This is a genomic window from Agrococcus sp. KRD186, assembly GCF_017168255.1.
Classification (GTDB): Bacteria; Actinomycetota; Actinomycetes; order Actinomycetales; family Microbacteriaceae; genus Agrococcus.
This window is the reverse complement of the sequence record NZ_JABFAP010000001.1, coordinates 13,739-26,499: the sequence shown is the minus strand read 5'-3', so window position 1 is coordinate 26,499 and position 12,761 is coordinate 13,739. Positions and strand designations below refer to the sequence as shown.

Genomic DNA, 12,761 nt, shown 5'->3' with positions numbered 1-12,761 from the left:
TCAACTCTTGCGGTTGCCACGGGTCTATACGTCTGCGTAGCGGCGATGTCCTCAGGCGGCTACTGTGACTCTCTTTGTATCTCGTTCTTCCTTATAATGGCGGCTGTCGTACCGCACAGCACGTTGAGGAATCGGAATTCAGCCTTGACCGGGCCTTTCGGTGACAGCCTGCAAGGCCGCGATCAACTTTGCCGCAAGCACGTCACGGTCAAACTGAGTCTCGGCGAGCCGGCGAGCATTCGACCCCAACCGTCTCGCTCGGTCGGGATCGTTCGCAAGCGACACAATCGCCCTCGCTGCGGCCTCGAAGTCCGTCGGCGAAACTACGATGCCGGCTTCATTCTCCTCGAGGAGATCACGTTGCCAGCCGCCGTAGTTGATGGCGACAGGGCGCCCTGAAGCCAAACCATCGAAGAACTTGTTCGCACTGTTTGCCTCCATCTCGGGCACTGGGAGGAAAAGAGACGTGGTGATTGTTGATGCAGCGAATGCCTGGGCCACGACTCGTTTAGGTACGGGGTCGTACATATAAAAGTTGTTGTTGAGGACCTGCAGGTCAATTGCCCTCTTAGTGATCGTGGCGCGCTCTCGACCCTTCCCGACTACGACGAACGCGACGGTTGGGTCGATCGATCTTGCCCTGGCAGCGACTTCCGCAAGGTAGCCGACACCGTTGATCCTTCCTAGCGTCCCGCAATAGAGGATGATCTTGCGATCATTGAGTTCGGGCTTGCTTTCCAGCCATGGGTTCGGGTCGTTATGTGCTGCACCAAAGAGCTGTAGGTCCGCCGAGTTGGGGATCATGTCAATCCGCTCCCCATCGATTCCGGTGCGGACGATGCCATCTCGCATGCCTGGAGACAATGCGACAATGCGTTCAGAGGAGTGATATGCGACACTCTCCATCCGTCGTGCAAGCCAAATCATTGGCTTGCTTCGAAGTGCCCCAATGGCGATTGGCAACTCCGGCCAGAGGTCGCGGACCTCAAAGACCAATGGCGTGTTGCGGAAAGCCTTGGCCGCGATTGCAGGCATGATGATCGTTAGAGGTGTGCTTGTCGCGAACAATAAATCGGCTCGCAAGCGCCTTGCTTTGAAAGAGGACAACCACGCGAATGCTAGAAAGGCCCAAATGCGCTTGGCATAAGTCATCTGGTTTGAATACGGCACTCGGACTGAATGAACGACGTAGCCGTCCCGCTCTATCGTCGTCCAGCCTGGTTCGGATTCAGGCGAGCGACGGCTTGTTACTATCTGCACGTCCAGTCCGGATTGCGCCAGCCGCTTGGCGAATTCGTGGGTTCGAGTACCTCCTCCGGATTCCGGTCCAAGGTAGTACTGGTGCAGGTAGACAAGTCGAGTGCGAGATCTCTTCACAGTAGTGGTCTCTCCGTCATTGAGGTCCATGTCTCAGCCATTAGTATATCGTGTTCCCCGACCTTGAGAGGCTCTTCGGGCATTCTGTGACTCGCGGGGCCGTTTGAGCGTGCGCGGTTGTCTCGAAAGCGTTCACTGACCGCCCTAGGCCAGATCGGCTGTCCAGATCGGATCGTCCCGGGACAGGCGACCACGCCGACCCACGTTCGATGGCAGTAGCGGCGCGATCCGCGCCCACTGCGCATCACTCTCGATCGACGAGAACGAGCATCGAAACCGCAGCAGTCATCCCGGCGGAATCGCGCGTGAAACGGCTCACGTATGGAAGGCACACCCTAGGTCGTAGTCATCCTTCGCTTCGTAGCGTCCGCTCCTACTCGCGTCGCACAGTTCGGCGTCGCTAGTGTCGTGGACGCACAACCTACCATGAGAGAGCGCCGCGACCCTGCACGAGTCGAGGTCGCAACCCGCGACGTTGAAGCCCTGCTGCACCGCTCGCGTGGCTACCGGAAAACCGACGCACCCTGCCCGACGACGACGAGTTTCCTTTGCATTCTCATCGATGGCCCCTCGTTATAGCTACAGGTTGGAGATTGACGCTCAGAGCGGCATTAACTGCACGCCATCAAGCGACCAGATTCAGACAACGCTATTAAATGCACTGACCGCCACGACCGTGTCCGCAGGCACATCGCTGCACGTGGTCCGAGTCTCGCCTCCAGTGACGACGCCGATCTCAAGACCCTCGCAGGCTTCAGATCTCATCGCGATGGCTACGCCAGCCGATGACGGTCCGAGCGCGGTCACATTCTGTGCGACAGCAACCCAAGCACCCGCGCCGGTGCGAGCCTGCGCCATGTCATCACACAGAACGACGCCGCCGCCCGCACCAGCCAAAGCAACTGGCTCGTCGCAGGGCGAATCCGCCCGTTGCCCCTGAAGGACGAGTTGCCCGTCAGGCGCGATACAGTTGCCAATGCCCTGGTCTGGCGATTCTTCCCATCCGACGCCAGCTGTGAACGTGCGGTGGGCAACGGGCTCACAGTCGGCGTTGCCGACAACGGCCACGCCACGCCGACCATCAGGATTCGGCTCGAGTGACAGCACCTCGCCCTGCACTTGGAGGCCAGCCGCGGTCCACGTTCGTCCAGAATCGGAGGTCACCTCGACCGAGCCCGGCTCGCCGCAGATTCCGGAGACCGCCCGCCACGCGACTGAGCCTGAGACCGCGCTCAGCAGCCGGACGGACGTGCTTGCGGTCTCGGCCGTCCCTGATGGCGCTGGGATGGAAGTCTCGCCGACGGGCTGTGACTCCGAGGGCGCCGGAGTTTGCGGCGCTTCGCCCAACTCCCCGGATTGACGATGCGCGCCGAGCGCCCAAAAGATCAGCACCGCATCGACGACAAGCAGGACGGCGATCGCGATAACTCCGAGCAGCAATCTGCGCCGGTTCCTCCCCTGGCCGATGAGCTGACGCATCACCGCACCTTGGGCAGGGCGAACCGCGTCTTTCGTTGCTGCTCCTTGCGCTCGACATAGCCGTAGTGGCCGTAGCCGTAGTTGCCATAGCCGTAGGCGTCGGCGCCGCGCGTGGGCACCATCGTAAGCACAACCCCTGAGATCTCTGAATCGGCCGTCTCGAGCAGCTGCATCGCGTTCTCCAGCTGCCCCTTCGTCGCCTTACCAGCCGACGCAACCACGATGACGCTCTCGACGTGCTTGGAGAGCACAGCGGCATCAGTCACCGGGAGCAACGGTGGCGCGTCGAACATCACCCAGTCGAATTCCGCCTGCAGATCCTTGATCAGCGTCGCCATTGCCTTGGAACCCAGAAGCTCGGACGGGTTCGGGGGAATCCGCCCCGCGGGGAGCACGTAGAGCGACTTCGTGCCCCACTGCTGCACGGCGTCGACGAGCTCGACCCGACCGATGAGGACGTCGGTCAGACCGACACCGCCGTCGAGGTTCATGTAGTCAGCGATCTTTGGCTTGCGGAGGTCTGCGTCGACGAGGATCACTGTCTGACCGGCGTCAGCGAGCGCCAACGCGAGGTTCGCGGTCGTGGTGCTCTTGCCCTCACCGGGCATCGAGGAGGTGACAACGAGTGTGCGCGAACCGTCATCGACTTCGATGAACTGCAAGTTGGTGCGCAGAGTTCGGAACGACTCCGAGCGCGGGCTTTGCGGGTCAGAGTGCACGATCAGCGGACGCTGCTTCGCCTTCGGGTCGAAAGCAATGGCACCGAGCAGCGGGGCTGGTGTCACAGCGCGGACGTCGCGCTCGTTGCGAATGCGGGTGTCAAGCACTTCCCGCAGCAGCGCGAATCCCGCAGCGAGTGCGAAGCCGATCAGAGCGCCAAGCGCCACATTGATCATCGTGCGAGGGCTGATTGGCGCAGTCGGGACCGTCGCCTGCTCGACCACCGCGAGCTGCACAGGGCTTGCGAGTTCGGGGCGAGCTTCGATCGAGCTCACCGTCTCTGCAAGGCTCGCCGCCGTGGCATCCGCGAGCGCAGCAGCTTCGGCCGGCTCGTCGCTAGTGGCGGTGATCTCGATAATCGTCGTCTCCGGCACCGTCGAGGCGCTGATGCGGGAGTCGAGGTCTGCATTGGTCTCGTCCAACTGGAGAGACTGGACGACGCCGTCGAGCACTCGCTGCGAATCGACCAGATTCGCGTAGGTCGCCACGCGGGAGAGTGTGTAGGTATTGCCCTGTGCCAGCTCAGCGGTCGTGTCGCCAGACTGCACCGAGACGAACACCTGCGTCGAAGCCGAGTATGTCGGCGTCTGCACGAGCGAAGCGACCGCTCCTGCCCCGACGCCGACGAGCGTTGCGGCCACCAGCAGCACCCAATACTTCCTGATGATGCGGATGTAATCCGAAAGCTCCAACTTGACTCCCTACGCGTGGCTGGGCGCGACAAGAAAGGGCGCACGCCCCAGATATCTTGTCACACTGAGGATTGCGCTCAGTGGGTGCCTCTTGCAAGCGAACGCAGGCCGACGGCCATTCGCTCGATGTGCGCCTCGACCGCATCCGCCGATCGGCGATAGACCTCCGGCTCGAGGCGGTAGGGGTCCTCGACGTCGAGCTCGAGCGGGTCTTCGGGTACGGGCATGAGGCCACGCGCCGTCACCGCTGCCGCGACGACCCTGCGCATGAACGCCGCGAAGCCGTCGGCACCGAGCGGCGTCACCTCGATGTCGACGCCGCTCCCGCTCGCCAGTGCCTCCACGATGCGCGCGAACTCGACCAGCGTGAAGACGCGACGGTTCGCGCTCGGCACGAGACTCGCAGCCGCGCCGCGATGCTCGCGCGCCATGCCGAGGATCAGATCCGCCTCGGCGACGTACTGCTCAACTATGCGGCGCGCACGATGATCGAGCGAGTCTGCGACACCGAGTCGCACCGCTTCTGCAGCGGCATGCTTGTCCATGGGATCGCCGTCGCGGGCCTTCGTGCCGGCGCTCGCCACCGCCAGCGCAGGAATCGCGCTGCGGCCGAACGCCGCGGCAATCCGCGCGCGCAGCAGCTGCTCGGCCTGGGGGGAGCGGCACAGATTGCCAGAGCACACCGTGAGGATGCGGAAGACGCCGTCGACTATCGTCGGCTCAGAGGACGGACGGCTCGGCAGCGGCATGCAATCACACTATCGAGCGTCGCTTCGACACTAGCCAGGTAGCCTGTCAGGCGATCTCCGCACCGAACGAACGAAAGGTTGCGCCTCCATGCCGATCGAAGGCACCCGGCTCTGGGCATTCATCGGCCTGGGCGCGGCCGCGCTCTTCGCCATCGGCTCGGTTGTCGCCGTCACGCTCGTCTCCCAGCAACGCGAGGTCGGCGCTGAGAATGCGGGCAGCTCGAGCACCGCGTTGCAGGAGCGCTACTCCGCTGCCGCGGGAACGATCGAGTCCTGGGCGACCGACCACCAGCAGTCGCTCTGTGAGGTCGATGGCCGCATCGTGAGCGCCGTCGGCGTCGAGCAGCGCATGGACGCCGCCCTCGAGAACGCCGCCCTCGTCGCCGATGCGTGGCTCATCATCAATCCGGCACCGCGCGCGGCATTCGAGGCCGAGCGCGTAGCGACCGTCGAGCTCTTCGGAAGCGGATTCACCACTCCCGAAGACGAGGCCATCGCTACGCAATACGAAGGCGTTGAGGATGTCGTTGCTGCCTGCATGTCGGCACCGCGCGACACGGTGCCGCCATCGATTAGCGCACCGACCCAAGCAGACGTCGACGCGATCGAGGCGGAGGTGACAGGGTTGGGTGACGCATCCGCACCCGACACCGCTCGCCTTGACGCCCTCGACGCCGCGATCGCCGCCTTCTCGCCCGCTGTCCTGGCAGCGGCGGACGAGGTCGTGAACGTCAATCGGCTTGCCGCGACACAAGAGCCAGTGCGGACGACGGCTGACGCGCTGCGGTCAGCCGCAGATCCGTCGGCAACGATCGACGTGCTTGAGGCGCTCACTGCGCATGCGAACGCGGCCCTCGGACGGCAGGCGGAGATCGCGGCCGAAGACGCTGCGCAGGAGCAGCAGGCTCCTGCGCAGCAGCCGCAACCGGCGCCGGATCCGCGACCGGCGCCGCAGCCGGAGCCGACTCAGTCCGACCCGACTGAGCCTGGAGCCGGTAGCGAAGCCGACTCGCCCGTCGACCCAGAGGTACCGTAGCCTTACTCCGCCGCCCGGAGCTGGTACCACTTCATCTCGCTGCTCTTGCAGTGCAGCAGGCCACCCCGCCAACGGCTCGCTTACATCGCAGGCGGAGGCCGAAGCCGCAGAGACACAGCCACTCGGATGGCGCGCCACCCGCACGCTCCACGACGCGGTGCGGGATGCGTGGCGGCGGCAGGAGCAGAACCCGCGGGGGTACTCAGGCTGAGGCGCTACGCGACTCGAGCGGTGCCCAGTCCGGGTGGCTGGACGACCGCCTGCGCGACGTGACGGGCGCACGGGGCGCGAGCCGGCACATCCGCGACCTTTGTTCCGCTACTGCGGCGACAGCGGTCGCGGCCGATGGCCGGGCAGCGGTTTATGTTGTGCGAGCGCGCCCTCTGCCAGGCTTGCGAGCGCGTCGGCGAGCCGCCCCGTCTTGCGGTCGATCGTCTCGGCTGAACGGCGGTAGACCTCGATCGGGTAGCCGTAGGGGTCGACGACATCGAGCAGCATGGCGGGTTTCGGCATCTCGACACGCGCGCGGACACGCGCGGAAGCTTGCACCACGCGACGCATGAAAGCGGCGAATCCGTCAGTTCCGAGCGGATCGATGCGCTCGGCGGCGCTGCCGTCGGCTAGCGCCTCGACGATCATGGCGAACTCGACCAGCGTGAAGGTCTTCGCATGACCGCGGCGCGAGAGGGAGGCGACCGCCCGTCTGTGGTCGACGGTCATGGTGATGATCAGGTCCGCATCGGCGATCTGGGCGCGACGCAGTTTCCGGGCACGATGCGCTGCCGCGTCGGGCACTCCGAGACGTACCGCCTCGGCGGCGGCGTACCGGTCCATCGTGTCGCCGTCGATCGCCCGAGTGCCCGCGCTCGTGACCTCGAGGTTAGCGATCGCCGTGCGATCGAACGCCTGCGGGATGCGCAGGCGCAGCAGCTGCTCGGCCTGCGGCGAGCGACAGATGTTGCCGGTGCAGACGGTGAGCACACGGAATGCACCTGAAGGAGGGCGCGCAAAGAGGTGGCGCCGGCTGGGGATCGGCATGGTCGAAAGACTAGAGCGGCCGGCAACCGGTATCAGACTCCAGGTGCGTGTCTTCAGCCAATGCTGAGTGGGCGCCATCAGTGTCAGACTCGGCACTATGCCCACCGCCGCTTCGCAGGTTCGATCCCACGGTTCTCGTGCGGCAGCCGCGCCCCGCCTACTGGGGAACATATCCATGGCGGCCTCGACCGCACTCCGGTCGGTGGCAGACGACCCGCTGACGTTCGGCATCCAACTCGCCCGGCGATTCCCAGGTGCCCGTCCTGCGCTGCTCGCCCTCGCCCGATCTACGCGCGCTGACGACCGCGAACTCCTTGAGACCTGGCTAGGCGGCGATCTCGGGGCGACGCGCGACCAGTTGGACGAGCACGCCAGGCGCGGCAGCTTCAGCCGTCTCGCCGCTGAAGTGGCTCAGGCGGCCGGCAGGCCCGAGCTGGTCGTCGACGACGCGCGTGTCCACCCGGTCTCACGTGCACGTGCAGCGTGGCAGCTCGGTCAGGCCTCCTCGGCGATCGCGTTGCTCGCAACGCACGCTCCCGGCTCTCGACTGCATCGCGCCCTCCGCGCGGAACTCGCGCTGATGACCCCAGGCACGCGCCTCCGATGGACCCCCGACCGCGACGCGCGACCGAACGCATCCGCCTCTGGTGTACTGCACCTGCTGACGAACTCGCTCCCCCACACGCAATCGGGCTACACCGTGCGCTCCCACGAGGTACTGAAGGCGCAGCGCGAAGCCGGGCTCTCCCCCACAGCCATGACGCGCGTCGGCTACCCTGTGGTCGTCGGAGGGCTCAGGGCCGCAGCGCTCGACGTGGTCGACGGCATCGAGTACCACCGCGCGCTTCCCGCCCGCCTCGCCTCGACACCCGATGGTCGACTTGTGCAGCAGGCGGATGCGTTGGCGAAGCTCGCGGGACGCGTCCGCCCCGCCGTCCTCCAGACCACGACCCACTACCCGAACGCTCTCGTGGTGCGCGAGGTTGCGGAAGCCCTCGGGCTGCCGTGGGCCTACGAGGTGCGCGGGATGCTCGAGCAGACGTGGGTGGCTGGGCTGGGCAGCGATGAAGCCCGCGAGCGCGCGATGGCCAGCGAGCGGTTCCTCCTGACGCGCGAGCGAGAGGCGGAAATGGCGAGCGCCGCCGATGTTGTCTTCACGCTGTCGCGGAGCATGCGCGATGATCTCTCGGAGCGCGGCGTGCCACGTGAGCGCATCCATCTCGTGCCCAACGGCATTGACCCAGCACTCCTCGAGCGCGCGCTCCCGACGCCAGCCGCCGCGCGCGCCGCCGTCGGCTTGCCTCAAGAAGGGTTCTGGGTTGGTTCGACATCATCCCTGGTCGACTATGAAGGCTTCGATGTGCTGCTGGATGCGGTGCGGCTCGCTCGCGCGGATGGGCACGATGTGCGAGCCCTGCTCGTGGGAGACGGTGCGGCGCGGAAGGCGCTCGAAATGCAGGCGCAGCGCTCAGGGCTCGAAGGAACTGTGGTCTTCACCGGCCGTGTGCCCACGGACGCGGTAGCGGCCTACCGCGACGCACTCGATGTCTTCGTCGTCCCGCGCCACGATAGAGCCGTAACTCGAACTGTGTCGCCGCTCAAGCCCATCGAAGCGATGGCGAGCGGCCGGCCGCTACTCGTCAGCGCGTTGCCGCCGTTGCTCGATTCGATCGGTGAAGAGCTGCAGACGTTGGGCGCCTCGGTGCCCGCGGGCGACGCTGGCGCCCTTGCCGCGCGGATCGTCGAACTCTCGGTGGACGAAGCCGCACGGCTTCGCCTCGCGGCTCTCGGCAGGACGCGAGCGGCGGCGCGGACCTGGCGCTCGGTGGGCACGACGTATCGCGAGCGTTTCGACGCAATCGGAGCAAAACTCGGAATGTGGGAAGATTGACGAGGCGCGCTCTCGCACGTCGCCTCCCTTCTCTGAAAAGGAACGCCCAGGACCGCGAATGGCATCCCCGTCACAGCGCCCTGAGCCCAGGGGACTCCGAAAGAAGTGGCGCCGCGCGTGGTCGACGCGCGACGCCGGTGCCGACTTGCTCTCGGCCTCCCTTCGGAGTGAGCTGCAGGAGCAGTACGGCGACCTGAGCCACCTTCGCCGTGTCGGCAGCCGACCGCCGTTGCGTGAGTACTTCACCGAGCTGTTCGACCGCCGGCACTTCATTTGGGCTGGTGCACGCGGTGAAGCGGTCACGCGCTACGCGAACGAGCGATTGGGCGTCGCCTGGTACGTGCTGCGGCCCGTCCTCGATGCGGCCTTCTACTGGGTGATCTTCGGCGTCGTGCTGCAGATGGGGCTCGGCATGGACAACTTCGTCGCGTTCATCATCATCGGCGTGTTCATGTTCCAGCCGACCTCGAGGGCGATCACTTCGGGGTCCTCACTCATCCGCAACTCGAAGTCGATGATCCGGGCCTTCGCGTTCCCACGTGCGTCGCTCGCCGTCTCCCTCGTGCTGCGTGACCTGCTCAGTTCCATCCCGGCAATGGGCGTGATGTTCATCGCGATCGTCGCGATCCCGCCGCACGAGATGCCGTCGGCAGCGTGGTCGTTCTTCCCGATCATCCTGTTGCTCCAGCTCATGTTGAACCTCGGGTTCGCGCTGCTCTTCGGATGGCTCGGGTCGGTGATGCCCGACCTGTCGCAGGCCATGAGCTTCGCCTCGCGGCTATTGATGTACGCGTCGGCGGTCATCTTCCCAATCGAGCGCTTCATCGACCACCCTGTCGCGTTGGGGATCGTGCAGGCGAACCCGCTCTATGTCGTGCTCGAGATGTACCGCACCGTGCTCATCGACGGGGCTGCACCGGCCGCCGGTGATTGGCTCGAGCTCATCCTCTGGGCGGCGGGCTTGCTGCTCGTCGGCTTCACCCTGTTCTGGCGAGACGAGGAACGCTATGGCCGCGAGTGATACAGCCGCGGGCTGGCGCCTGAGCGGTGAACCCAAGCTCACGATCGCCGCTGAGAATGTGAGGCTTCGCTACACCGTGCAACGCACCTCCGGCGGCCGCTGGTGGCGTCGCGGGCAGGCGACGGCGGTCACCGGACCGGTGCTTCGCGGGGTGACGCTTGCCGCTCGCGAAGGCGAGATGGTCGGCCTCGTCGGCTTGAACGGTTCGGGCAAGAGCTCGTTGCTACGTGTCCTCGCGGGCCTGCAGCCGGCGACCTCCGGCACCGTGGTCGCTTCCGCGCAACCGCAGCTCTTGGGCGTCAGCGCCGCTCTGGTGCCCGAGTTGTCGGGGGCGGAGAACATCTGGCTCGGCACGCTTGCGATGGGCATGACGCCCGATGACGCCTATTTCGCCAAGGAGCGTGTAGAGCAACTCGCCGGCCTAGGGGCGTCGATCAATCAGCCGATGAAGACCTATTCGTCAGGCATGGCGGCAAGGCTGCGCTTCGCTATCTCGGTTGCCGCCGACCCTGAGATCCTCATGATCGACGAAGCGCTGGCGACCGGTGACGCATCGTTCCACGAGCGTTCGAAAGAGGCCATGCACGGGCTCATCGCTCGTGCCGGCACGGTCTTCTTGGTCAGCCATGCTGCGCAGACGATCGAGGAGATGTGCACACGAGCGCTCTGGCTCGATGCGGGCACACTCATTGCCGACGGACCCGCCGGCGAGGTCGCAAACATGTACCGCTACTACGCCCACAGCATTGCGATCGGCAAGAACGAGGCAGCCAAGCGGGCGCTGGTGAGCGCGACGGAAGCCCATCCCCCGAGACTCTCGACCAACTAAACCCACGCAGCACAGGAGCTCCATGTCCCAGCTCAAGATCATGACCGTCTACGGCACTCGACCGGAGGCCATCAAGGTGGCCACCGTGATCGACGCGCTGGAACGCGATGATCGCTTCGAATCGTTGGCAGTCGTCACGGGTCAGCACCGCGAGATGCTGGATCAGGTGAACGAGATGTTCGGCATCACGCCAAAGCATGATCTCAACCTGATGGCTCACGGCCAGCCGCTCAATCTCCTGGTATCTCGTGCGATAGCTGGCCTAGATGAGCTACTGGAAATCGAACGTCCTGACGTCGTGGTGGTGCAAGGCGATACGTCAACAGCGATGGCCGCAGCAATCGCGGCGTTCAATCGGCAGGTGGCGGTCGTGCATCTCGAAGCGGGGCTGCGAACCGGCGACCTCGATTCACCGTTCCCCGAAGAGGCGAACCGCCGGCTCATTGGGCAGGTCGCACGCCTTCACCTTGCTCCGACACGGGGCTCCCGAGCCAACCTCCTGCACGAGTCGTTCGACCCGGACACGATCGTCGTGAGCGGCAACACGGTGATCGATGCCCTGCTTGAGGCGTCTCGCTGGGACACGGTGCCATCGGATCCTGCCGTCGCAAAGGCGATCGCCAGCGGCCGGCCAATCATCCTCGCCACCACGCATCGTCGCGAGAGCCTCGGCGACAGCATGGATGCCATCGGCCGTGCGCTGACGACACTCGCCGACCAGCATGCCGACCACATCGTCTTGCTCCCGATCCATCGCAACCCTGCTGTTCGGCGGACCATCGTGCCTCACCTTGCGGACAAGCCAAACGTGGTCGTCACAGAGCCGCTGCCGTACGCCGAATTCACGAAGGTGATGGCTGCATCCCGCATCATCCTCACGGATTCCGGCGGTGTGCAAGAAGAAGCGCCCAGCCTGGGCAAACCTGTGCTGGTCTTGCGCGACAACACCGAGCGGCCCGAGGCAGTCGAAGCCGGGACGGTGCGCTTGGTCGGAACCGACTACGAGCGGATCCTCTTCGAGGCGAACCACCTACTCTCGGATCCGGACGCCTACGCTGCGATGTCGAGCGCCGTGAACCCCTACGGCGATGGGCAGGCGTCTGCACGCAGCGTGGCTGCAATCGCCGAGTTGCTTGGTGTCGGTGAGCGCCTGCCCGAGTTCACGATCGAGGATGTCGCGCAGCCGTGAAGTTGGCGAGCGCCTCCTGGATGACTTGCAGGTATCGCTTCGCGATCACGTCGTAGTCAACGTTCGCGGCGACCCAGGAGCGCCCGCCGTCTCGGCTGGCGACGCGCGCGCGATCGGCAGCGAGCTGCACCCAGAGTTCCGCGATCCCCTCCACGTCGCCCGGTGCTACGACATCGCCGCTACAGCTCTGCCGGACCAGCTCGGCCGCCTCTCCCGCGACTGCCGCTGTGACGTGCTTGCCCGTCGCCATGAGCTCATACAACTTTGACGGCACTGTCCATTGGAACGGCTCCCAGTCTCGAAGGGACACGACGGTCGTATCGGCCCATGTGTAGTGGCCGAATACTTCATCAGCTGCCACATGGGGCAGCAACTCGACCGGCGATCCGAGCGCTTCATTCAACGCGACTAGGCGGCGCACATCCGCTCCGTGACCGACGATGCGAGTCCTGACATCCACTCCCCGCTGGCGAGCACGCTGTGTGGCTCGGATCAAAACTTCGAGACCCTGGCTCCTGCCAATTGTGGCTCTCCTGACGTACCTGTGGGTCAGTTTCGGCCTGGGAGGGTGGGGCGGTGGCCGCCGAGGTTGAGCAGGGCGAGGGCGATCAGTGCTTCGGGTGATTTGAAGCCGTATGCCATCCGGGTGATGAGTCGGATCTTGGTGTTGGTCGACTCGATGAGGCCGTTGGAGAGGTTGTGCTCGATCGCGGCGAGGATCCGTGCCCGGTGTTTGACGA

General features: G+C 65.2%; 12 protein-coding genes. 5 read left to right on the top strand and 7 right to left on the bottom strand.

The annotated features are described in order from the left end of the window. Positions 1-138 precede the first annotated feature (138 nt). The 4 genes from J1M46_RS00165 to J1M46_RS00145 all read right to left on the bottom strand — a co-directional run bounded on the left by J1M46_RS00165 (position 139) and on the right by J1M46_RS00145 (position 5,017). A complete protein-coding gene (locus tag J1M46_RS00165; RefSeq protein ID WP_206445680.1) occupies positions 139-1,407 on the bottom strand; it encodes a glycosyltransferase family 4 protein in 1,269 nt (422 codons plus the stop codon). A 609-nt stretch (positions 1,408-2,016) separates the two neighbouring features. Next, a complete protein-coding gene (locus J1M46_RS00155) occupies positions 2,017-2,856 on the bottom strand; it encodes a hypothetical protein (protein WP_206445676.1) in 840 nt (279 codons plus the stop codon). Then, on the bottom strand, positions 2,856-4,268 hold the full coding sequence (locus tag J1M46_RS00150) for a polysaccharide biosynthesis tyrosine autokinase (protein WP_206445674.1): 1,413 nt from the start codon (positions 4,266-4,268) through the stop codon (positions 2,856-2,858). Before J1M46_RS00150 ends, J1M46_RS00155 begins: the two co-directional genes overlap by 1 nt. 77 nt (positions 4,269-4,345) lie before the next feature. Continuing rightward, complete coding sequence (locus J1M46_RS00145; protein WP_206445657.1) at positions 4,346-5,017, bottom strand: arsenate reductase/protein-tyrosine-phosphatase family protein; 672 nt, start codon at positions 5,015-5,017, stop codon at positions 4,346-4,348. Between the two features lie 322 nt (positions 5,018-5,339). Between J1M46_RS00145 and J1M46_RS00140 the strand changes: the two genes are divergently transcribed. After that, positions 5,340-6,053, top strand: a complete 714-nt coding sequence (locus J1M46_RS00140) for a hypothetical protein (protein ID WP_206445655.1) — start codon at positions 5,340-5,342, stop codon at positions 6,051-6,053. Between the two features lie 318 nt (positions 6,054-6,371). Here J1M46_RS00140 and J1M46_RS00135 read toward each other — a convergent pair whose 3' ends face one another. Next, positions 6,372-7,268, bottom strand: a complete 897-nt coding sequence (locus tag J1M46_RS00135; RefSeq protein WP_206445653.1) for an arsenate reductase/protein-tyrosine-phosphatase family protein — start codon at positions 7,266-7,268, stop codon at positions 6,372-6,374. Between J1M46_RS00135 and J1M46_RS00130 the strand changes: the two genes are divergently transcribed. The 4 genes from J1M46_RS00130 (at position 7,267) to wecB (ending at position 12,021) form a co-directional block, all read left to right on the top strand. Beyond that, positions 7,267-8,982 carry a glycosyltransferase gene (locus J1M46_RS00130; RefSeq protein WP_206445651.1) on the top strand — a complete coding sequence of 572 codons (1,716 nt, stop codon included), beginning with the start codon at positions 7,267-7,269 and terminating at the stop codon, positions 8,980-8,982. The genes J1M46_RS00135 and J1M46_RS00130 overlap by 2 nt on opposite strands. Positions 8,983-9,211: 229 nt before the next feature. Beyond that, complete coding sequence (locus J1M46_RS00125) at positions 9,212-10,003, top strand: ABC transporter permease (RefSeq protein WP_206445649.1); 792 nt, start codon at positions 9,212-9,214, stop codon at positions 10,001-10,003. Beyond that, entirely contained in the window at positions 9,990-10,832 is an 843-nt protein-coding gene (locus tag J1M46_RS00120; RefSeq protein ID WP_206445648.1) for an ABC transporter ATP-binding protein, read from the top strand. Before J1M46_RS00125 ends, J1M46_RS00120 begins: the two co-directional genes overlap by 14 nt. 22 nt (positions 10,833-10,854) lie before the next feature. Further along, positions 10,855-12,021 carry a non-hydrolyzing UDP-N-acetylglucosamine 2-epimerase gene (wecB, locus tag J1M46_RS00115; RefSeq protein WP_206445647.1) on the top strand — a complete coding sequence of 389 codons (1,167 nt, stop codon included), beginning with the start codon at positions 10,855-10,857 and terminating at the stop codon, positions 12,019-12,021. Here the strand turns inward: wecB and J1M46_RS00110 are convergent. Both J1M46_RS00110 and J1M46_RS00105 read right to left on the bottom strand, forming a co-directional pair. Next, on the bottom strand, positions 11,993-12,544 hold the full coding sequence (locus J1M46_RS00110; protein WP_342384401.1) for a glycosyltransferase: 552 nt from the start codon (positions 12,542-12,544) through the stop codon (positions 11,993-11,995). The two genes, wecB and J1M46_RS00110, sit on opposite strands and share 29 nt — an antisense overlap. Positions 12,545-12,570: 26 nt before the next feature. Continuing rightward, on the bottom strand, positions 12,571-12,761 hold a 191-nt coding region (locus J1M46_RS00105; protein WP_206445645.1), incomplete at its 5' end, for a transposase.